At 72.6% G+C, this 19504-nt stretch carries 18 protein-coding genes; 8 read left to right on the plus strand and 10 right to left on the minus strand.

What is annotated here, in order from left to right; genetic code table 11:
• Window positions 1-4: 4 nt before the first annotated feature.
• The 4 genes from AB0P07_RS14370 to AB0P07_RS14385 all read right to left on the minus strand — a co-directional run bounded on the left by AB0P07_RS14370 (window position 5) and on the right by AB0P07_RS14385 (window position 2931).
• Entirely contained in the window at window positions 5-844 is an 840-nt protein-coding gene (locus tag AB0P07_RS14370) for an endonuclease (protein ID WP_365549813.1), read from the minus strand.
• Window positions 845-1214: 370 nt separating this feature from the next.
• Entirely contained in the window at window positions 1215-1826 is a 612-nt protein-coding gene (locus AB0P07_RS14375; protein ID WP_365549816.1) for a hypothetical protein, read from the minus strand.
• 93 nt (window positions 1827-1919) lie between these two features.
• Window positions 1920-2144, minus strand: a complete 225-nt coding sequence (locus AB0P07_RS14380; RefSeq protein WP_365549819.1) for a DUF397 domain-containing protein — start codon at window positions 2142-2144, stop codon at window positions 1920-1922.
• Window positions 2137-2931, minus strand: a complete 795-nt coding sequence (locus AB0P07_RS14385) for a helix-turn-helix transcriptional regulator (RefSeq protein ID WP_365549821.1) — start codon at window positions 2929-2931, stop codon at window positions 2137-2139. The genes AB0P07_RS14380 and AB0P07_RS14385 overlap by 8 nt, the downstream gene beginning before the upstream one ends.
• A gap of 162 nt (window positions 2932-3093) precedes the next feature.
• Between AB0P07_RS14385 and AB0P07_RS14390 the strand changes: the two genes are divergently transcribed.
• Window positions 3094-3405 (plus strand): hypothetical protein, encoded by a 312-nt coding sequence (locus tag AB0P07_RS14390; protein WP_365549824.1) that lies wholly within the window; start codon window positions 3094-3096, stop codon window positions 3403-3405.
• Window positions 3406-3428: 23 nt separating this feature from the next.
• Complete coding sequence (locus tag AB0P07_RS14395; RefSeq protein WP_365549827.1) at window positions 3429-3683, plus strand: hypothetical protein; 255 nt, start codon at window positions 3429-3431, stop codon at window positions 3681-3683.
• Between the two features lie 9 nt (window positions 3684-3692).
• Here AB0P07_RS14395 and AB0P07_RS14400 read toward each other — a convergent pair whose 3' ends face one another.
• The gene (locus AB0P07_RS14400; RefSeq protein ID WP_365549830.1) at window positions 3693-4067 is read right to left on the minus strand and encodes a hypothetical protein; all 375 of its coding nucleotides are present in this window, start codon (window positions 4065-4067) and stop codon (window positions 3693-3695) included.
• 90 nt (window positions 4068-4157) lie between these two features.
• On the opposite strand from AB0P07_RS14400, the gene AB0P07_RS14405 reads away from it, so the two are divergent.
• The 4 genes from AB0P07_RS14405 to AB0P07_RS14420 all read left to right on the plus strand — a co-directional run bounded on the left by AB0P07_RS14405 (window position 4158) and on the right by AB0P07_RS14420 (window position 11014).
• Window positions 4158-5192 (plus strand): esterase-like activity of phytase family protein, encoded by a 1035-nt coding sequence (locus AB0P07_RS14405; protein ID WP_365549833.1) that lies wholly within the window; start codon window positions 4158-4160, stop codon window positions 5190-5192.
• A gap of 108 nt (window positions 5193-5300) precedes the next feature.
• Window positions 5301-9032 carry an ABC transporter ATP-binding protein gene (locus AB0P07_RS14410; RefSeq protein ID WP_365549835.1) on the plus strand — a complete coding sequence of 1244 codons (3732 nt, stop codon included), beginning with the start codon at window positions 5301-5303 and terminating at the stop codon, window positions 9030-9032.
• A gap of 101 nt (window positions 9033-9133) precedes the next feature.
• Entirely contained in the window at window positions 9134-9526 is a 393-nt protein-coding gene (locus tag AB0P07_RS14415; RefSeq protein ID WP_365549838.1) for a hypothetical protein, read from the plus strand.
• 63 nt (window positions 9527-9589) lie between these two features.
• Entirely contained in the window at window positions 9590-11014 is a 1425-nt protein-coding gene (locus tag AB0P07_RS14420) for a S28 family serine protease (protein ID WP_365549841.1), read from the plus strand.
• Between the two features lie 42 nt (window positions 11015-11056).
• Here the strand turns inward: AB0P07_RS14420 and AB0P07_RS14425 are convergent, their stop codons facing one another.
• The 3 genes from AB0P07_RS14425 to AB0P07_RS14435 all read right to left on the minus strand — a co-directional run bounded on the left by AB0P07_RS14425 (window position 11057) and on the right by AB0P07_RS14435 (window position 15447).
• Entirely contained in the window at window positions 11057-11695 is a 639-nt protein-coding gene (locus AB0P07_RS14425) for a hypothetical protein (protein ID WP_365549844.1), read from the minus strand.
• A 613-nt stretch (window positions 11696-12308) separates the two neighbouring features.
• The gene (locus tag AB0P07_RS14430) at window positions 12309-14156 is read right to left on the minus strand and encodes a glycoside hydrolase family 3 protein (protein ID WP_365549847.1); all 1848 of its coding nucleotides are present in this window, start codon (window positions 14154-14156) and stop codon (window positions 12309-12311) included.
• Between the two features lie 349 nt (window positions 14157-14505).
• Window positions 14506-15447, minus strand: coding sequence for a LysR family transcriptional regulator (locus AB0P07_RS14435; protein WP_365549850.1), 942 nt, complete (start codon window positions 15445-15447; stop codon window positions 14506-14508).
• A 121-nt stretch (window positions 15448-15568) separates the two neighbouring features.
• On the opposite strand from AB0P07_RS14435, the gene AB0P07_RS14440 reads away from it, so the two are divergent.
• Both AB0P07_RS14440 and AB0P07_RS14445 read left to right on the plus strand, forming a co-directional pair.
• Window positions 15569-16507 carry an EamA family transporter gene (locus tag AB0P07_RS14440; RefSeq protein ID WP_365549853.1) on the plus strand — a complete coding sequence of 313 codons (939 nt, stop codon included), beginning with the start codon at window positions 15569-15571 and terminating at the stop codon, window positions 16505-16507.
• Window positions 16504-17136 carry a GNAT family protein gene (locus AB0P07_RS14445; RefSeq protein ID WP_365549856.1) on the plus strand — a complete coding sequence of 211 codons (633 nt, stop codon included), beginning with the start codon at window positions 16504-16506 and terminating at the stop codon, window positions 17134-17136. The genes AB0P07_RS14440 and AB0P07_RS14445 overlap by 4 nt, the downstream gene beginning before the upstream one ends.
• Before the next feature lie 68 nt (window positions 17137-17204).
• Here the strand turns inward: AB0P07_RS14445 and AB0P07_RS14450 are convergent, their stop codons facing one another.
• Window positions 17205-18005 (minus strand): sugar phosphate isomerase/epimerase family protein, encoded by an 801-nt coding sequence (locus AB0P07_RS14450; protein WP_365549859.1) that lies wholly within the window; start codon window positions 18003-18005, stop codon window positions 17205-17207.
• A 248-nt stretch (window positions 18006-18253) separates the two neighbouring features.
• Entirely contained in the window at window positions 18254-19300 is a 1047-nt protein-coding gene (locus tag AB0P07_RS14455; protein WP_365549862.1) for a LacI family DNA-binding transcriptional regulator, read from the minus strand.
• Window positions 19301-19504 lie beyond the last annotated feature (204 nt).

Genomic DNA, 19504 nt, shown 5'->3' on the forward strand with positions numbered 1-19504 from the left:
CCGCCTACCAGATCGACTCCACCCACTCCGGGTGGTCGACGAACGGGTTGCGGTTGTGCTGGTACTCGTCGTAGACGACCTGGTTGCGCCGCTCCTCGAAGGCGTCCGGCGGATCCTCGTCGTTCCACGCCTTCAGTACCGAGAGCTTTCCGATGTACGGGCTGCTGCCGTTGTCGACCTGGCCGTTGACCTCCAGGTCGGCGAAGCCGTCGCCGCCCTCGTAGCGGACCGCCATGTAGAAGATCATGCGGGCCACGTCGCCCTTGACTGCGTCGCGGGGTTCGAAGGAGTCGGAGTCGGTGAGGCTGCCGCCGCCCTCGCTGACCGCGCTGCCGCCGTTGTCGAAGTCCTTGTTGCCCCGGACACTGTTCACCCGGACGTCCGAGGGGCGCAGGTGGTGGATGTCCGTGCCGGGTCCGGTCGAGGTGCCGAAGTCGCCGTGGGACTTGGCCCACACGTGCTCGCGGTTCCAGTCGCCGGTGTCGCCGCCGTTGAGCGACTTGCTGCGGGAGACGCCCGAGTAGAGCAGGATCACGTTCCCGCTGTTGTCCGGGTCCTCGTCGGTGGCCTTGAGAGCGTTCCAGACCGCCGAGTACGACAGCTTGGTCTGGTCGCTGATGATGGTGTGCAGGGCGGACTTGAGGCTGTCGCCGGTCTTCCCGATCGCGTCCTTGTAGTACGTCGAGTCGTAGTCCGTGTTCGCTGTCGATGCGGTTGCCGGGGCCGCCGTGGCCGGGGTCGCCGTGGCCGGGCTCGCCGTCAGAGAGGGGCCGGCGAGTCCGACGAGTACGGCGACCGCGGCGAGGGCGGCCGCTTTCCGGTGCCGGGTGCGTATCGCGAGCATGTGGGGTGTCCGATCTACGCGTGTGGAGTTCTGCGGTAGATCGAGCGTGACATGGACATGTAGGAGGTGGGGTGTACGGACGGTGTCGATTGAGTGACGGTGGCCCCGGCGTCGTGAGTGGCGGGGCCACCGGGCCGGGAGCGCCGTGGGTCAGTTCCCGTCTGCGGGGTCCAGCCGGTAGACGGGCGACGTACTCTCCGAGTCGTCGCGGCGACCATCAGGGCGAACGGCGGCTCGTCGACGGTCAGAAGTCCAGCTCTCGGCGCCGCTGAGCGCGGCCGCGCTGCACAAGCAGTTCGGACCGGACCGGACCGGACTGTGGGCGCCGACCGTGCTCAGTCCACGAGCAGGCTGTGAATCCGGCGCGGAGTCACTCGGAGGTGGCTGCCCATGGGGCGAGCAGGTCACGCACCAGGTGAGTGAAGCCCCCGTCCAGTCGGTCCTCCCAGTCGGGGTCGCCGACGGCCTCGGGACACAGGGCGGCGGGACGGGCGACCCACAGGATCTTCCACGGCCGGGAATGCAGCACCGGGCTGCCCTGGACCCCGCCGTACGGCGCGAGCGGGTGCAGCAGATCGCCGAGGTGCTCCGTCGCGACGCGCACCAGAGGTCCTTCGGTCACCGTGTGCGCCGTGGCCATGGCCGCACGCGAGCTACGGGCGACGGCCGCCGTGGTCGGGTGGCGCCGGACGAGACGTACGGCCTGCACGAGGTGCTCGGTGATGCCCCGGACCGTGCCGTCGCTCGGGTGGGTGCGGTTCGCGGCGGCGAAGGTCTGGGCGAGTTCGACGGTCAGCGCGCGCAGATGCAGAGCGGAGACGGACTTCCAGTTCGCGTAGAGGAAGTTGTGCGAGGTTCCGCAGGCGCGGGCGATGGCGGTCAGGGACACGTCCAGACCCTCGGTGCGCATGAGAGTACGGACCGTGCCGATGACATGGCCGGTGCTGAGAGGGTCCGGGGCGTGCCAGGGGGCGGGGCTCATGGACCCTATGGTGGAAAAGGCGTGAGCAGTTGGGGGATTTTTGTCATCGGGTCACTCGGATGAGCGGGTGGAGGACAGGGGAGGGGGGAGTGTTCAGGCTTTTGAGGCGGTGAGGGTGGTCTTGAGGGCTGTGATGAACGACGTCCATCCACCCACCGAGAACACCAACACCGCCCCACCCGGCACCTTCGAGTCCCGCACGGGTATCCCCGCGGGATGCCCGTCCACCACCTCCACACAACTGCCGGCCTCATTGCCGCTGTACGTGGACCTGCGCCAGCCCGCGAGGTCGGTCGCGGTTGCGATGTGGTCAGGCATCGTCTTCGTAGTCCTTCGCCGTCGACTTGAGCAGGGCGAGCGACTCACGTAGAGACAGCGCGTCGCTCAACGCGTGATAGTAGGCGCCTTGCAACCGCTCGACGACGGTCGGACTGTCGTGGATCTTGGCGACGTTGATGCCCTCCGAGTACGCCACCGGGGGCTGGTCCTCGAACCACAGCAGGCTCAGCATGCTCTGCATGACGGGATACGCGCCTTGGTGACGAGGCATGACGTGCACCCGGACACGACCGCTCTCCACCAGTTGGGCGAGGTGGGTGAGTTGCTGTGCCATGACCCGCCGATCGCCGATCACGCGGTGCAGCAGCGCCTCGTCCAGCAGTCCCCAGAAGACAGGTGTGGCGGGATCGTCGAGAATCTTGCCCCGCTCGAGGCGTGTGACAAGGCGCCTGTCACATTCCTCGGCGGTCAACGGAGGGTACGTGGTGCCGAGAACAGCACGTGCGTACCCCTCCGTTTGCAGAAGGCCGGGAAAGAAGGTCACGGCTGACTCCCGGATCGCCACCGCCTGCTGCTCCAGCAGCCGCGCCGCCTCGAAGTAGTCCGCGACCGCCGCCTCCTCCGGAGGAAGAAAGCTGGTCAGCACGTTCCCCGTGTTCAGCGCCCGGTCCAGGCGCCGCGCGTCCTCCTTCGAAGGCACCCGCCGCCCCGCCTCGACGTGCGCGATGTGGGACCGCGTCATGATGGCCATGTCGGCAAGCCGCTGCTGCGTCAGGCCGGCCGCTTCCCGCTGCTGCTTGAGCCAGTCGCCGTAGATGTTGCTCATCCGTTCGACTTCCGTGTGACAAAGGCGCCGTCACATCCGCACCTCTGGCGAGCCTAGCGACGACGGTTCCACTCTGTACGTGGATCGCTACGGAAAGCGAGACCCCCGCGACCGTCGCACCGGTCCGGGGGCATGGTCACCGATCACCACGGAGTCGACGACATGCGTCACCGTATCGCCCGTATCGCCGGGCCGCCCCTGCTTCTGCTGCTCGAACTCCTGCTGCCCGCTTCGGGATGCCGGCGCCGCCGACGGCGTCCGGCGACGAAACCCGCAGCACCCGCCCGCACGGCAGGCGCCACCACCCCGCACGCCGACATGGCCGCCCTGCGGGGCGAGGACAATGCGCTCGTACGCCCGTACGTCCTGGCACACCGACGACGCGACGAGGCCCGGCAGCGGACCCTGCGGTTCGCGGTACACGGCGTCGACCTGGGACCGCGTGTTCTCCACGGTGCTGCGGCGGCACGGTGAACAACGGCACGCACCCTGCCCGGTTGCTGCCCTGGACGGGCTCGGAGGGCAAACCCTGCTACCTCCTGACCGACGGTGACGGGCCGTTGTCCCGGATGGCCGATGTCATGGAACGCACTCAACTCGACATGGCCCAGGACCTGCTGGACCACGCGGCCGACCTGCTCGCCGACGCGCGCTCGACGCCCGAACAGCTCCGCTTCCTGCTGGCCCGGATGCGGGAGGCGCTGACGGACGTCCACCGCGTCGCGGAGAGCCGGGGCATGCGGCCGCGCTGAGACACCGGGTCAGCCGAGCAGTTCGGGCAGAGCCTCTTTGAGGGCGCCGAGCTGGGCCCGGTACCCGGCGTTGAACTCGGCCAGTTCGCGTTCCCCGAGGTTGTCCTGCAGTGCGCCGTGCCTCAGCGGTACCACGGAAGGCATCGCGCGGAACACCTCAGCCATCGCCTCCGCGTGCCTGCCCTTTTGCACAGCGGTCACCAGGTCCTCGAAGAGGTCGAGCTTCAGGGCCTGGATCCGCCTGCGCGGACTGTCCTTGTCCTTGAACAGGTCCTCCGTCGTCGGCCTGGGGCCGCTGCGGGGGTTCGCGACGAACTTCAGCACCCGCAGCGTCGCGTACAGCCGCCCGGCCAACTTCTCGCCGCTTTCCTTTTGATCTGGCATGGAGCATTACTTGCCGTCCCGACACCCCCGCATCCCAGCATTCGCGAAACAGCCAACTTGCGTCCTTTTTCCCGCCCTAGGGTGACCGGCATGCGCCCGAGAACCTTCCGAACCGCCCTCGCCACCCTCACCGCGAGCGTCGCGGCGGCCGGCTGCCTGACCGCCGCCGGTCCGGTCGCCGCGCAGGGGAGGCACCCGGCAGCGAACGCCTGCTCGCCCTCCGTCTCCCTCGCCGGCTTCTCCGACGTCCTCGACAAGACGACCTACGACGGCACCTACGTCGGCAACCTCTCCGCCCTCGCCCGGGATCGTCGGGGCACGGTAGCCGCTCTCTCCGACCGCTCCTCCCTCTTCCGGCTGGACGCACGCACCCTCGAGCCGCGCGGCGTGATCCCGCTCGCCGACGAGAACGGCGCCGCCCTCGACTCCGAGGGGCTGGTCGTCGACCTCCCCCACGCTCGGCTTCGCTCGAGCGGGGGGAACCCCACCGGCACATACCTCGTCTCCTCCGAGGACGAGCCGTCCATCCGCCGCTACTCGCACACCGGGGAGCCGCTGGGCCGTCTGCCCGTGCCCGACGACCTGCGCACCGCTCCCGAGGGCCGGGCGCGGGCCAACGGCAGCTTCGAGGGGCTGACGCTCCTGCCGGGCGGACGGACCCTGCTCGCCTCGCTGGAGTACCCGCTCGACGGCGACCCGGCCGACCTGGTCCGTTTCCAGACCTGGCAGCGGACGCGACAGGGCGACTTCCGGCTCGGGGTCCGCTACACCTACCGGACCGACACCGGCCTCGGCGTCTCGGAGGTCACCGCGATCCCCGACGGCCGTCTGCTCGTCCTGGAGCGCGGCTTCACCGCCGGCGTCGGCAACACGATCCGCCTCCACCTGGCCGACCGGCCCGGCCACGGCACAGCGCTGCGCAAACGGCTCCTCGCCGACCTCGCCGACTGCCCCACGCTGGGTGCCACCGCCGGGCAGCCGCAGCCCAACCCGCTCCTCGACAACTTCGAGGGGATGGCGGTGACCGGCCGCTCCGGGGGCCGCCTGGAGGTCCTGGTCGTCAGTGACGACAACCAGAACGACGTACAGACCACGCGCTTCCTCCGGCTCCGCGTACGCGCCTGATCAGCCGGCCGATCGTCGCGGCGGGATGAAATCCCCGCTCGCCCGTGTTGGTGCCTTCCGGTAGATCAGGTGAGCAGGACGACCGGACGAACAACCGGAGGGCACGGCGTGGACGCGCAACGGGGCTGGGTACGACGACTGGCGGGGTACGCCTGGCGGTATCCCAAGGACGTAGTTCTCGCCCTCGGCGCCTCGCTGGGCGGCATGGCCGTCATGGCCTTCGTCCCCCTGATCACCAAGGTGATCATCGACGACGTGATCGGCGCCAAGACGAGGGACATGGCCGTGTGGGCCGGTCTGCTCGTCGGCGCCGCGCTCGCCGTCTACGCCCTGACCTACATCCGCCGCTACTACGGCGGCCGGCTCGCCCTCGACGTCCAGCACGACCTGCGCACCGACATGTACGGGACGATCACCCGGCTCGACGGCAGACGGCAGGACGAGCTGTCCACGGGACAGGTGGTCGGGCGGGCGACCAGCGACCTCCAGCTGATCCAGGGCCTGCTCTTCATGCTCCCGATGACCATCGGGAACGTCCTGCTCTTCCTGATCTCCCTCGTGATCATGGCGTGGCTCTCCCTGCCGCTCACCCTGGTCGCGCTGGCCGTCGCTCCCGCCCTGTGGTTCATCGCCCGCCGCAGCCGCACCCGGCTGCACCCCGCCACCTGGTACGCGCAGGCGCAGGCCGCCGCCGTCGCCGGAGTGGTCGACGGCTCGGTGAGCGGCGTCCGCGTCGTGAAGGGCTTCGGGCAGGAGGAGCAGGAGACCGGCAAGCTCAGGGAGGTCGGGCGCAAGCTCTTCGCGGGGCGGCTGCGCACCATCAAGCTGAACGCCACCTACACTCCGGCCCTCCAGGCCGTCCCCGCGCTCGGCCAGGTCGCCATGCTCGCCCTCGGCGGCTGGCTGGCCGTCCGCGGGCACATCACCCTCGGCACCTTCGTCGCCTTCTCCACCTACCTCGCCCAGCTGGTCGGCCCGGTCCGCATGCTCGCCATGGTGCTCACCGTCGGCCAGCAGGCCCGCGCCGGCACCGAGCGCGTCCTGGAACTGATCGACACCGAGCCGGTCATCGAGGACGGCACCAAGACCCTCCCGGCGGACGCGCCCGCGACCGTCGAGTTCGACGACGTCGCCTTCGGCTACGACACGGGCGACGGGGAGCCGCGGCCCGTGCTCGACGGGCTCTCCTTCGAGATCCGCGCCGGGGAGACCCTCGCCGTCGTCGGCTCCTCCGGCTCCGGCAAGTCCACCGTCTCGCTGCTCCTGCCGCGCTTCTACGACGTGACGCGCGGCGCCGTCCTCGTCGGCGGCCACGACGTGCGCGAGCTGACCCTCGACTCGCTGCGGGCCGCCGTCGGCCTGGTGCCCGAGGACTCCTTCCTCTTCTCCGACACCGTCCGCGCCAACATCGCCTACGGCCGCCCCGACGCCACCGACGAGGAGATCGAGGCCGCCGCACGGGCCGCCCAGGCCCACGGCTTCATCACCGAGCTGCCCGAGGGCTACGGCACGACCGTCGGCGAGCACGGGCTGACCCTCTCCGGCGGCCAGCGCCAGCGCGTCGCACTCGCCCGGGCGATCCTCACCGACCCCCGGCTGCTGGTTCTCGACGACGCCACGTCCGCCGTGGACGCCCGCGTGGAGCACGAGATCCACGAGGCGCTCAAGCAGGTCATGCGGGGCCGCACCACCCTCCTCATCGCCCACCGCCGCTCCACCCTCGGCCTCGCCGACCGCATCGCCGTCCTCGACCGGGGCCGCCTCGCCGACCTCGGCACCCACGAGGAGCTCCAGCAGCGCTCCGCCCTCTACCGGCGGCTGCTCACCGACCCCGACGAGCTGGGCGGCGTCTCGCCCGGCCACACCCGCCCCGCCGAGCAGGCGGAGGACACCTCCGTACGCGACGAGCTGGACGCCGAGTTCGACGCCGAGCGCGGGGTCACGCCCCGGCTGTGGACCGGTGACCGCGCGCCCAAGGACACCGCGCTCGCCGGTACCCCGGCCACCCCGGAACTGCTGGCCCAGGTCGACGCGCTGCCCCCGGCGAACGACACCCCGGGCATCGACGAGACGTCGGCGGTGCGCCCCGAGTCCTCGTACGGCCTGCGGCGCCTGCTGCGCGGCTTCCGCACCCCGCTGCTGATCAGCCTCGCCCTGGTGGCGGTGGACGCGGGCATGGGCCTGCTGCTGCCGGTGCTGATCCGCAACGGCATCGACGACGGCGTCACCCAGGTCGCCCTCGGCGCGGTGTGGGCGTCCGCGCTGCTCGGACTGCTCGCCGTACTCGCCCAGTGGGCGGCGCAGACCGGCGAGATCCGCATGACCGGCCGGACCGGCGAGCGGATCCTGTACTCGCTCCGCCTGAAGATCTTCGCCCAGCTCCAGCGGCTCGGCCTCGACTACTACGAGCGCGAGCTGACCGGCCGGATCATGACCCGGATGACGACGGACGTGGACGCGCTGTCGACGTTCCTGCAGACCGGACTCGTCACCGCCTTCGTCTCGGTCGTCACCTTCTTCGGCATCATGGTCGCCCTGCTGGTGATCGACGTGGAGCTCGCGCTGATCGTCTTCGCGACGCTGCCGCCGCTGATCGTCGCCACGTACTTCTTCCGCAGGGCCAGCGTGAAGGCGTACGAACTGGCCCGTGAGCGGGTGTCCACGGTCAACGCCGACCTCCAGGAGTCGGTGGCGGGCCTCAGGATCGTGCAGGCCTTCCGGCGGGAGCGGGACGGCGGGCGGCGGTTCGCCGAGCGCAGCGACAGCTACCGGCAGGCCCGCATCCGCGGACAGTGGCTGATCTCGATCTACTTCCCGTTCGTGCAGCTGCTGTCCTCGGCCGCCGCCGCGGCCGTGCTGGTCGTGGGCGGCGCGCGGATCGACGACGCCACGCTGACGACCGGCGCGCTGGTGGCGTACCTGCTCTACATCGACCTGTTCTTCGCCCCGGTCCAGCAGCTCTCCCAGGTCTTCGACGGCTACCAGCAGGCGTCCGTCTCGCTGGGCCGCATCCAGGAACTGCTGCGCGAGCCCACCTCGACCCGGGCCGCCGAGAAGCCGTCCGAGGTCACCGGCCTGCGCGGCGAGATCGCGTTCGAGGACGTGCACTTCAAGTACGGGGACGATGAAGAGGCCCTCACCGGCATCGACCTGCGCATCCCGGCCGGACAGACCGTCGCCTTCGTCGGCGAGACCGGCGCCGGCAAGTCGACGCTGGTGAAGCTGGTGGCCCGGTTCTACGACCCGACCGACGGCCGGGTCACCGTCGACGGACAGGACCTGCGCGCCCTCGACCTCACCTCCTACCGGCACCGGCTGGGCGTCGTCCCGCAGGAGGCGTACCTGTTCCCGGGCACCGTGCGCGACGCGATCGCCTACGGCCGTCCGGACGCCACCGACGCCGAGGTGGAGGCGGCGGCGCGGGCGGTCGGCGCGCACGAGATGATCGCCACGCTCCAGGGCGGCTACCTGCACGAGGTCGCCGAGCGGGGCCGCAACCTCTCCGCCGGACAGCGGCAGCTGATCGCGCTGGCCCGCGCCGAGCTGGTCGACCCGGACGTGCTGCTCCTCGACGAGGCCACGGCCGCCCTGGACCTGGCCACCGAGGCACAGGTCAACCAGGCCACCGACCGCATCGCGGGACGCCGTACGACGCTGGTGGTCGCGCACCGGCTGACCACCGCTGCCCGCGCGGACCGCGTCGTGGTCATGGACGGCGGCCGGGTCGCCGAGGACGGCACGCACGACGAACTGCTGGCCCTCGACGGACGGTACGCGCGGCTGTGGCGGACCTTCGTCGGCGCGTCCGAACCGGAAGAGCCGGTCGGCGCGACGCGCTGACGCGCTCGCGCAACCGTGCGACACCTGTCCTGCGTCCGTACACCCGTACGTCGTCAGTGATCGTGCTGTCGTCAGTGACCACGCCACGCAGGGGGAGCGCAATGGGCCGGGACGGTGCCGCGACTCGTCGTCGGCTGGCGCTCGGCACGGCCGTGCTGAGCGCCGCCGCGCTGCTCGCCGTCGCGCTGCCGCAGCAGGCGCAGGCCGCCACGGGATGCCCCGGCCGCAAGGTGCGCACCCTCCACTTCGCCACCGGATCCGTCCTCGTCCACAAACGCGGCGGATACATCTGCGCCGTCACCGTCCCCAAGAAGCCGGGCACGAAGCGGCAGATGTCCGTCGGCGTGCGGGCCCGGGGCAGCCGGGCGGTCGTGGACTCGGGCCGGTTCGCCCACCGCGCCGGACCGGTGACCGTGCACGCCGGGAAGCGCTGCGTGTGGGTGACCGGCAAGGTGTCCCGGTCCTCGGTCAGCTCCGGCTGGATCCTCTGCTGACCCTGGTGCCGCGGGAGTTGCTCCGATAGCTTCCGGCGGACATCAGTTTCACAGGGAGGGTGCATGCGCAAGGCGCTCAGATGGCTGCTGGCGCTCGTGGTGCTCATCGGCACCGTCAGCACGGCGGGCGCGGCCACCGCCGCCGAGCCGAAGGCCGTCGACATCAAGGACCGGCTGCTGTCCATACCGGGCATGAGCCTGATCGAGGAGAAGCCGTACACCGGCTACCGCTTCTTCGTCCTCAACTACACCCAGCCGGTGGACCACCGGCACCCGTCCAAGGGCACGTTCCAGCAGCGGATCACCGTGCTGCACAAGGACGTGAACCGGCCGACGGTCTTCTACACCGGCGGCTACAACGTCTCCACGAACCCCAGCCGGCGCGAGCCGACCCAGATCGTGGACGGCAACCAGGTCTCCATGGAGTACCGCTACTTCACGCCGTCCCGGCCCGCCCCGGCCGACTGGTCCAAGCTGGACATCTGGCAGGCGGCCAGCGACCAGCACCGCATCTTCAAGGCGCTGAAGCCGCTCTACTCCGAGAACTGGATCTCCACCGGCGGCTCCAAGGGCGGCATGACCGCCACCTACTACGAGCGCTTCTACCCGCGCGACATGGACGGCGTCGTCGCCTACGTCGCCCCCAACGACGTGGTGAACAAGGAGGACTCGGCCTACGACCGCTTCTTCGCCCGCGTCGGCACCGAGGAGTGCCGCGACAAGCTGAACGGCGTGCAGCGCGAGGCGCTGGTGCGCCGGGCGCCGCTGGAGAAGAAGTACGCGGCGTACGCGGCCGAGAACGGCTACACCTTCGACACCATCGGCAGCCTCGACCGCGCCTACGAGGCCGTCGTCCTCGACTACGTGTGGGGCTTCTGGCAGTACAGCACCCTCGCCGACTGCGCGGACATCCCGGCCGACGCGAAGCACGCCACCGACGAGGCGATCTGGGACTCCGTCGACACCATCTCCGGCTTCTCCGCCTACACCGACCAGGGCCTTCAGACCTACACGCCGTACTACTACCAGGCGGGCACGCAGCTGGGCGCGCCGACGATCCACTTCCCGCACATCGAGAAGAAGTACATCCGCTACGGCTACCAGCCGCCGCGCAACTTCGTGCCCCGCTCGATCCCGATGAGGTTCGAGCCGTGGGTGATGCGGGACGTCGACACGTGGGTGCGGCACAACGCCCGGCACATGCTGTTCGTGTACGGCGAGAACGACCCGTGGGGCGCCGAGCGCTTCCGCCTCGGCCACGGCGCGCGCGACTCCTACGTCATGACCGCACCCGGCATGAACCACGGGGCGAACGTGGCCGGTCTGGTGCCCGGCCAGAAGGCGTTCGCCACCGCCCGCATCCTGGACTGGGCGGGCGTCGCCTCCGCCGAGGTGCAGGAGAACCCGTCGGCGGCCGAGCCGCTGGCGACGTTCGACGCGAGGCTCGACAAGCGGAACGTCGAGCGCGAGCCGGCGCTGCGCCCGTAGCGGCGTCTCCTCCGGCACGGTGACGGTGCCCGGCCGCCGCTTTCACAGCGGCCGGGCACAGCCCACCGGGTGCGCGCCGCCGAGCCGGACGTACAGACCGGTCGAGGCGGGGCAGTCCGCCCGGACGGCGACCGCCTCGACCACCTTGAACCGCGGTGCGCGCTCGCCCTCGGCGTCGCACGCGGCCTCGCGGACCCGGCCGCCGCCGATGTCGCGGACACAGTCGCCGACGATGGTGCGCGGGCCGCCCCCGCCCCCCGGGTCGCCGGGGTGCGGCGGCTGCAACCTGCGCATGCAGGCGTATCCCAGGGGCACGGCCCCGTCGCCGTCCTCGTCGGCGGCCGGCCGCCGCTCGCTGATGTGCAGGACGAAGTCCGTGGTGGCCGGGCACGGCGGTCCGCCGCTCGCGCGGCCGCTCTCCCGGGCCACCACCCGGGCCGCCGCCCGCTCGCTGTCGCAGGGCACCTCGGTCGGGTCGAGCGTGCCGAACGAACTGCACTCGCCGACCGCCAGGAACACCGCCCCGTATCCGGACGGCCACACCGCGGCGGAGCCCGCCGCCGGCCCCGGCCGCCCCCCGCCGGCTCCCTCGCCCGCAAACCCGTGACACCCGGTCAGTACTGCGGCCGCCAGCACCGCCGACAGCGCGCACAGCGCCCCGGCAGCCCCTCGCTCGCCCATCGCCGCCCCCCTGCGATCCCCGGCCCAGCGTGGCCCGCCGGGGCGGGCGCACACCAGACGCGCGGGAGGCTTGGCACACGGGGCACGGGGGCGCCCCCGGCGCGTGTCGCAGGCCGCGCTACGCCCGCTACGACCGGATGGCGCCCCGCGCTGTGACCGCACGGGACCCTGCGCTACGACCGGATGGCGCCTCGCGCTGTGACCGGCCCGTGCCACGACCGGATGGCGCCCCGCGCCACGACCGCACGGCGGCCCGGGCTACGACCGGACGGCGGCCTGGGCCACGACCGGACAGCGGCTTGGGCCACGACCGGACGGCGGCCTGGGCCACGACCGGATCGCGCCCCGCGCCACGACCGCACGGCGCCCCGCGCCACGACCGCACGGCGGCCCGGCCACGAGCGACCCGCGAGCCGCGCTACGACCGCACGGCGCCCCGCGCTGTGACCGGCCCGTGCCACGACCGGACCGCGCCCCGCGCTACGACCGCACGGCGGCCCGGGCTACGGCCGGACGGCGGCCCGGCCACGAGCGACCCGCGAGCCGCGCTACGACCGCACGGCGCCTCGCGCCACGACCGCACGGCGCCCCGGGCCACGACCACCGCCCCGCGCTACGACCGGTAGGTCAGTCCGTGCCCGAGCGGGAAGAGCACCGTGTCCGGATCGTCCGCGCTCATCACCGGCACCGGCAGCTTCCCGCGCGGCCGCACCCGCCCGGCGATCACCCGGGCCGCCGCGCGCACCTCCACGTCGGTCCAGGAGTACGCGGCGAGGAAGGCGGGGACGCCGGGAAGCTGGGCGACGTCGTACGGGTTGCGGACGGCGACCGCGACGACCGGCTTCCCGGTCTCCAGCAGGCGGGTGACCAGGGTGCGCTGGCTGCTGCCCGCGGTCACGTTGTACGTGGCGACGACCACCGCGTCGGCGTCCCCGGCCGCCGCGACGGCGCCGTCGATCACGGCGGTGGAGGGCGCGGTGCCGGTGGACAGGGCGGTGGCCGTGAAGCCCAGTTCCGTGAGCGCGCCCGCGAGAACACCGGTGGGCGGCCCCGTGGTGCCCGACGGCGAGGCCGGGTCGGCGCCCACCACCAGCAGCTTGCGGTGCTCGCGGCGCGACAGCGGCAGCAGGTGTCCCTCGTTGACCAGCAGCGTGGTGGTCCGCTCGGCGATCCGGTCGGCCGCAGCGAGGTGCGCCCGGGTGCCCACGGTCCGGTCGACGTCCCGGCGGCTGGTGTACGCGTCCCCGAACAGCCCCAGCTTGGCCTTCAGGCGCAGCACGCGCAGGATCGATTCGTCGAGCCGCGCCTCGGTCAGTTCGCCGTCCTTCACGGCCGTCAGGACGGCGTTCCAGGCGAGCGGCAGGTCCGGCGGGTTGAGCAGCTGGTCGACACCGGCCTTCAGCGCCAGCACCGGCACCCGCGCGTCTCCGTACTTGGTCCGCACGCCCTGCATGCCGAGGGAGTCGGTGACGACGACCCCGTCGTAGCCCAGCTCCTCGCGCAGGATGCCGGTGAGGATGGGACGGGAGAGGGTGGCCGGGTCGCCGGAGTCGTCGAGCGCGGGGACCATCAGGTGGGCGGTCATGATCGCGTCGATGCCGGCCTCGATCGCCGCGCGGAAGGGCGGCGCGTCCAGCTCCTCCCACTCCTCCCTGCTGTGCGTGATGACCGGGAAGCCGGTGTGGCTGTCGGTGGCGGTGTCGCCGTGCCCGGGGAAGTGCTTGGCGCACGCGGCGACGCCGGACCGCTGATACCCCGTCACCTCGGCGGCCACCAGCTCCGCGACCGCGTCCGGGTCGGCGCCGAAGGACCGTACGCCGATGACGGGGTTGGCCGGGTTGACGTTCACGTCGGCCACGGGGGAGTAGTCCTGCCGGATGCCCAGGGCGTTCAGCTCGGCGCCCGCGATCCGGCCGAGGGTACGGGCGTCGGAGCGCGACCCGCCCGCCCCGACGGCCATCGCGCCCGGGAACAGGGTGGCGGGCTCGCCCACGCGGGCCACTATGCCGTGCTCCTGGTCGGTGGAGATGAGCACGGGCAGACCGCGCGGCTGCTCCAGGGAGGCCTTCTGGATGCCGTTGGACAGGTCGGCGATCTGGTGCGGGTCGCGGGTGTTGTGCGCCCAGGCGAAGTAGATGATGCCGCCGACCCGGTAACGGGCGATCAGCTCGGCCGCGGTGCGGACGCCGATCTCCCTCAGGTTGGCGTCGATGTCGGCCTGGTCTGGGCCGGTGGCGGAGTGTCCGTAGACCCGCATGACGAAGAGCTGGCCGACCTTCTCCTCCAGCGTCATCCGGGAGATGAGCGCGCGGAGTTTGTCGTCGTCGGGCCTGCGGGCGTCGGCGTACGCCGTGCCGCCCCCGGCCGCGAGGGCCGCGGTGACCACCGCGGTGGCGGTGAGGACGGTACGTCTGGAGGGCTGTGCGGTGCTTCCCGTGCCGGCCGTGCTGCTGTGGTGCACGTGCGCTCCTTCCGGAGAGCTGGTGAAGGAAACTGCCAAGGAGTCACCAATATCCGGGAAGTTTCTGCCAGTCAAGGGACCGCACACGCGTCGCCCGCAGCGGTGAACGGGGCCCTGCGAGGCCGGTATCGAGGCCGAGCGCTGAGAAGGCGCCTGCTCCTCCCGCCCCGAACCCGCCCCGAGCCCGGCCCGAGTCCGCCCCGAGCCCGCCCCGAGCCCGGCCCGAGTCCGCCCCGAGCCCGCCCCGAGCCCGGCCCGAGCCCGCCCCGAGCCCGGCCCGAGCGCGCCCCGAGCCCGGCCCGAGCGCGGCCTGAACCCGGTCCAAGCCCGGCCGGTGGCGGGGCGTCGGTCAGTCGGAGCCGACGGCCGGCGGCGCCGCGGTGCCGTGGGCCGAGGCGTCCGGCCAGTGGGCCCGCAGCGTGCGGACCGTCTCCGCGATCGCCGGGCGGCGCGCCGCGCCCGTGCGCCACAGGGCGTACAGCCGCCGTACCGGCATCGGGTCGAGCGGCACCTCCACCACCCCGGCGGGCAGGGGGCCGCGCCCCAGCCGGGGAATGAGGGCGACGCCGAGACCGGCGGCGACCAGTGCGACGAGCGTCGGGTTCTCGTCCGCCTGGTGGACGATGTCCGGCTCGTGCCCGGCGCCCCGCAGCGTCCGCATCAGCCAGTCGTGGCACACCCGCCCGGGCGGCTGGCAGATCCACCGCTCCCCGCCCAGCTCCGACCGCCGTACGGCGCTCCGGCCCGCGAGGCGGTGTCCCTCGGGCACCAGCAGGTCGCACAGGTCCTCCCCGATCCGCGCCTGCTCCACCCCGGCCGGCGCCGGCAGCGGGGCGATGTCCCAGTCGTGCGCCACCACCAGATCGACCGCCCCCTTGGCGACCAGGTCCACCGACAGATGCGGGTCGACCTCGGTGAGCCGCACATCGAGCGCGGGGTGGCGCACCGCCAGGTCGGCCAGGACGGACGGCAGCAGACCACGCGCCGCCGACGCGAACGCGGCGATCGTCAGCCGTCCCGACGGCACCCCGCGCCGCTCCTCCAGGCGGGTCTCCGCCCGCTCCACAATGGCCAGCAACTCACGTGCCACATCGGCGAGTTGCCACGCATCGTCGGTGAGGCGCACCCCGCGCCCCTCCCGCTCGAACAGCACCGTCCGGGTCTCCCGCTCCAGCTTGGCGATCTGCTGCGACACGGCGGACGGGGTGAAGCCGAGCGCGGCGGCGGCCGCCCCGACCGTCCCGTGCACGGACACGGCGTGCAGGGCGCGCAGACGCTGGAGGTCGAGCATGACGGCGGCTCCCGGGGTACGGGCGGCGGGACGGTGGAGGACCAATCAACAGCAGTGCTTCATCCAACCATGCAGTAATCATCGCTGGTGCTACACAGTCGTCCCGGCGGATCCTCGACGCATGCGACCTTCCCACCTCTGCCTCGCCGTGCTCGTCGCCGCCGTCTGGGGCGTGAACTTCACGGTCGTCGAAATCGGCCTCGGCCACTTCCCGCCGCTCCTCTTCTCCGCCCTGCGCTTCCTGGCGGCCGCGCTGCCCGCCGTCTTCCTGGTGGGCCGCCCGAAGGTGGCCCGGAAGTGGATCGTGGCGGTGGGACTGGTCCTCGGCGTGGCCAAGTTCGGCCTGGTCTTCGTGGGCATGGACGCGGGCATGCCGGCCGGACTGTCCTCCCTCGTGCTGCAGATCCAGGCGGTGTTCACCGCGGTGATCGCCGCCGCGGTCCTGCGCGAACGCCCCTCCCGCGTCCAGGCCCTGGGCATGCTGGTCGCGCTGTCCGGCATCGGCGTGGCGGCGGTCGACGAGGGCACCTCCGGACCGCTGGGAGCGTTCCTGATGGTGGTCGGCGGGGCGGCGGCATGGGGCGTGTCCAACGTCCTGACCCGCAGGGCGTCCCCGCCCGACGCGCTGAACTTCATGGTGTGGGTCTCCACCGTCCCCGTGCTGCCCCTGCTGGCCCTCTCCCTGCTCACCGAGGGCCCCGCCGAGGACCTCGCGGCCCTGCGCGCCCTGGACTGGCAGGGGGCGGGCACGGTCCTCTTCGTCGCCTGGGTCTCCACCGTCTTCGGCTTCGGCGCCTGGGGCTGGCTGCTGCGCCGTCACCCCGCCTCGACGGTCGCGCCGTTCTCGCTCCTGGTCCCGGTCTTCGGCATGTCGTCGGCGGCCCTCTTCCTCGGCGAGTCGGTGACCCCCCTGCGCTGGTGCGCGGCGGCCCTGCTGGTGGGCGGGGTGGCGCTCACGACGCTCACCCCCGCCCGCAGGCGCACACCGGAGGCGACCGTCCGCACCTCCCCGGAATTCGCTGGACGGGCCCCCGCCCCGGCTGAAGAATCCGTCGGGTGACATGCGCACTGAAGGGCCCGGTCCTCGAAGGCACGCTGGTACGACTGGAGCCGCTGGACCACCGGCACGCGGCCGACCTGGCGGTGGCGGCGCGGGAGGATCGCGGCACCTACGACTTCACGTCGGTGCCGAGTCCCGACGAGGTCGGCGCCTACATCGACGGCCACCTGGCCACGGCGGCCACCGGACGCCTCGCGCCCTACGCCCAGGTGTCCCTCGCCACCGGCCGCGCGGTCGGCGCCACCGCCTACTGGGAACCCCGCTCCTGGCGCACCGACGACGTGCTCGACGCCGTCGAGGTCGGCTTCACCTGGCTGGCCCGTTCCACCCAGGGCACGGGCCTCAACGCCGAGGCCAAGCTGCTCCTGTTCCGCCACGCCTTCGAGGTCTGGGGCGTGGCCCGCGTGGACCTGAAGACCGACGCCCGCAACGAGCGCTCCCGCGCCGCGATCGAGAAGACCGGCGCCCGCTTCGAGGGCGTCCTGCGCAACTGGTCCCGCTCCTTCGTGCCGGGCGAGGAGGGCCGGCTGCGCGACTCCGCGATCTACTCGATCACGGCGGCGGAGTGGCCGGGATGCCGGGAGCGGCTGGAGGACCGGGTGCGCGCGGCGGAGGCACGGTCGGCGTAGACGCGGTCGGCGTAGACGCGGTCGGCGGCGACACCACGGGCCGTCCGGCGCGGTGCGGCCGCCCTCGTTCACGCCGCGTCCGTGAGCAGCCGGGCGAGGTGCTCGCGCCCCCGCCCCAGCAGCTCGGGCAGCGGGGCGGCCGACTCGTACCACCGCTTCTCGTACTCCCAGCACAGCCAGCCGTCCCACCCGTGCCGGGACAGCACGTCCACCACCTCGGTCAGCGGCAGCACCCCCGCGCCCAGCGCCAGCGGCGTCGTGTCCTCGGCGGAGGCGATGTCCTTGACCTGGACGTAGCCCAGGTGCGGGGAGAGCGCCGCGTACGACTCGGAGGGCTGCTCCCCGCCCAGCCAGGTGTGCATCACGTCCCACAGGGCGCCGGCCTGCCGGTGCCCCACCAGCCCGAGGACGCGCATCGCGTCGGCGCCCGTACGGTGCGAGTCGTGGGTCTCCAGCAGGATGCGCACGCCGAGCTCGGCGGCGTACTCGGCGGCCGTACCCAGCCGCCGCGCTGCCGCCGCGTCGGCCTCCTCGGCGCTCTGCTCGGCGGTGCCGCCGGGGAAGACCCGGATGTACGGGGCGCCCAGGTCGCGGGCGAGCTCGAGCAGCCCCCGCATCTCGGCGATCACGGCCTCGTCGTCACCGGGCGCGGCGACCCGCGCGTAGCCCGCCACTCCCAGCGGCTCGACCCCGGCGGCCCTGAACTGCGCGGCGACGGAGGCCCGTTCGTCCGGGCCGAGGCTCGGGTTGACCGGTTCCTCGGGATGGGCGCGCAACTCGACCCCGTGGTAGCCGTGCGCGGTCGCTAGCCCCAGCACGTCGTTCAGGGGCAGTCCGGGAACACCGAGAGTGGAGAACGCCAGCTTCATGCCCACGGAGCGTACCCGCGATCACTGGCTTCACCTGTCGACGCGGGCAGGTGAAACTCAGCCCGTCCGGCCATATGAGGACGCCGCCCGGAAAATCCAGCCCGTCCGGCCGCATATGGACGCCGACCGGCATTGCCAGCCCGTCCGGCGTTTGAGGACGAGGCCGTCCGGGCCGAAGCGGGGTCTGGGGGCGCAGCCCCCCGGGGCGGCCACCCCAACGCGGGCCACCGCGTCACCGACGGTCCGTTTCACCCCCGCGGCCGTCCGGAGGACCCCCGCACCATCAGCTCCCCCCGCACCGTCGCGATCCCGCCCACCGGCGCGTCCTCCCGCCCCATGGCGACCCGCCCCGCCCGCGCCCCCGCCTCCGCCAGCGGCAGCCGGACCGTCGTCAGCGCGGGCACCGCGTCGATGCTGAACGGCAGGTCGTCGAAGCCGGCCACGGACACGTCGTCCGGGATCCGCAGCCCCGAGTCGCGCAGCGCCGCGCACGCGCCCAGCGCGACGGTGTCGTTCGCGGCGACGACCGCGGTCAGCGACGGGTCCCTGCGCAGCAGCTCCAGCGTGGCCTCGTACCCGGCCTGCCGGTCGTAGCGGCCGTGGACCGTCCAGCGCGGGTCCTCCTCGATGCCGTGCGCGGCGAGGGCGGCGCGGTGGCCCTCCAGCCGGTGCCGGGTGGTGGTGCGTTCCTCCGGGCCCGCGATGTAGCCGAGCCGCCGGTGTCCGAGCCCGATCAGGTGCTCGGTCAACTCCCGCCCGCCCCCGCGGTTGTCGAAGGTGAGCGCGATCGCCCCGGTGTCCGGCGCCGGCGGCCGCCCGCACAGCACGACCCGCGTCCCCGCCTCCGTGAGCTTGCGCAGCTTCGCCGCCACCGCCGCCTGATGGACCCCGTCCTCCATGGCGCCGCCGGTCAGCACGACCGCCGCCGCGCGCTGGCGTTGCAGCAGCGTGAGGTAGGTCAGCTCGCGCTCCGGGGTGCCGCCGGTGTTGCAGACCACGGCGAGTCTCTCGCCGCCCGCTCTGCCGCCGGGACCGCCGATCTCGGACTGGACGGCGCCGGCCATGATGCCGAAGAAGGGGTCGGCGATGTCGTTGACGAGGATGCCCACCAGGTCGGAGGTGGCCGCCGCCAGCGCGCTCGCGGGGCCGTTGAGCACGTAGTCCAGCTCGTCGACGGCCTTGAGCACCCGCTCCCGGGTGGAGGCGGCCACGGGGTAGTTGCCGTTCAGTACGCGCGACACCGTCGCGGGGGAGACCTGGGCGCGGGCCGCCACGTCCGCCAGTGTCACCGTCATGTCCTCGTCCTCCGCATCGCGCGTGTGAGTCGAACGCCGTCCCGGGTGACCTTACGGCCACCGCCCGCCGCCGTTCGCCCCCTCGAACAACTCACCCGAACCGCGGTCTTGTCCAGACCACCGTTCACAGGCTAGCTTCGTCTTACATAGAAAGCGCTTGCTGTACGGCTCGAACTTGATCCGGGGCTCGCGGCACGGCTCGTA

It is taken from the genome of Streptomyces sp. NPDC085944 (assembly GCF_040686295.1).
Lineage (GTDB): Bacteria > Actinomycetota > Actinomycetes > Streptomycetales > Streptomycetaceae > Streptomyces > Streptomyces salinarius.

Coding starts and splice junctions, on each gene's coding strand:
- AB0P07_RS14390 (WP_365549824.1), top strand. CDS start 3,094: ATGCGTCACCGTATCGCCCGTATCGCCGGGCCGCCCCTGCTTCTGCTG.
- AB0P07_RS14415 (WP_365549838.1), top strand. CDS start 9,134: ATGGGCCGGGACGGTGCCGCGACTCGTCGTCGGCTGGCGCTCGGCACG.
- AB0P07_RS14380 (WP_365549819.1), bottom strand. CDS start 2,144: ATGCCTGACCACATCGCAACCGCGACCGACCTCGCGGGCTGGCGCAGG.
- AB0P07_RS14370 (WP_365549813.1), bottom strand. CDS start 844: ATGCTCGCGATACGCACCCGGCACCGGAAAGCGGCCGCCCTCGCCGCG.
- AB0P07_RS14400 (WP_365549830.1), bottom strand. CDS start 4,067: ATGCCAGATCAAAAGGAAAGCGGCGAGAAGTTGGCCGGGCGGCTGTAC.
- AB0P07_RS14405 (WP_365549833.1), top strand. CDS start 4,158: ATGCGCCCGAGAACCTTCCGAACCGCCCTCGCCACCCTCACCGCGAGC.
- AB0P07_RS14385 (WP_365549821.1), bottom strand. CDS start 2,931: ATGAGCAACATCTACGGCGACTGGCTCAAGCAGCAGCGGGAAGCGGCC.
- AB0P07_RS14420 (WP_365549841.1), top strand. CDS start 9,590: ATGCGCAAGGCGCTCAGATGGCTGCTGGCGCTCGTGGTGCTCATCGGC.
- AB0P07_RS14455 (WP_365549862.1), bottom strand. CDS start 19,300: ATGACGGTGACACTGGCGGACGTGGCGGCCCGCGCCCAGGTCTCCCCC.
- AB0P07_RS14375 (WP_365549816.1), bottom strand. CDS start 1,826: ATGAGCCCCGCCCCCTGGCACGCCCCGGACCCTCTCAGCACCGGCCAT.
- AB0P07_RS14425 (WP_365549844.1), bottom strand. CDS start 11,695: ATGGGCGAGCGAGGGGCTGCCGGGGCGCTGTGCGCGCTGTCGGCGGTG.
- AB0P07_RS14450 (WP_365549859.1), bottom strand. CDS start 18,005: ATGAAGCTGGCGTTCTCCACTCTCGGTGTTCCCGGACTGCCCCTGAAC.
- AB0P07_RS14435 (WP_365549850.1), bottom strand. CDS start 15,447: ATGCTCGACCTCCAGCGTCTGCGCGCCCTGCACGCCGTGTCCGTGCAC.
- AB0P07_RS14440 (WP_365549853.1), top strand. CDS start 15,569: ATGCGACCTTCCCACCTCTGCCTCGCCGTGCTCGTCGCCGCCGTCTGG.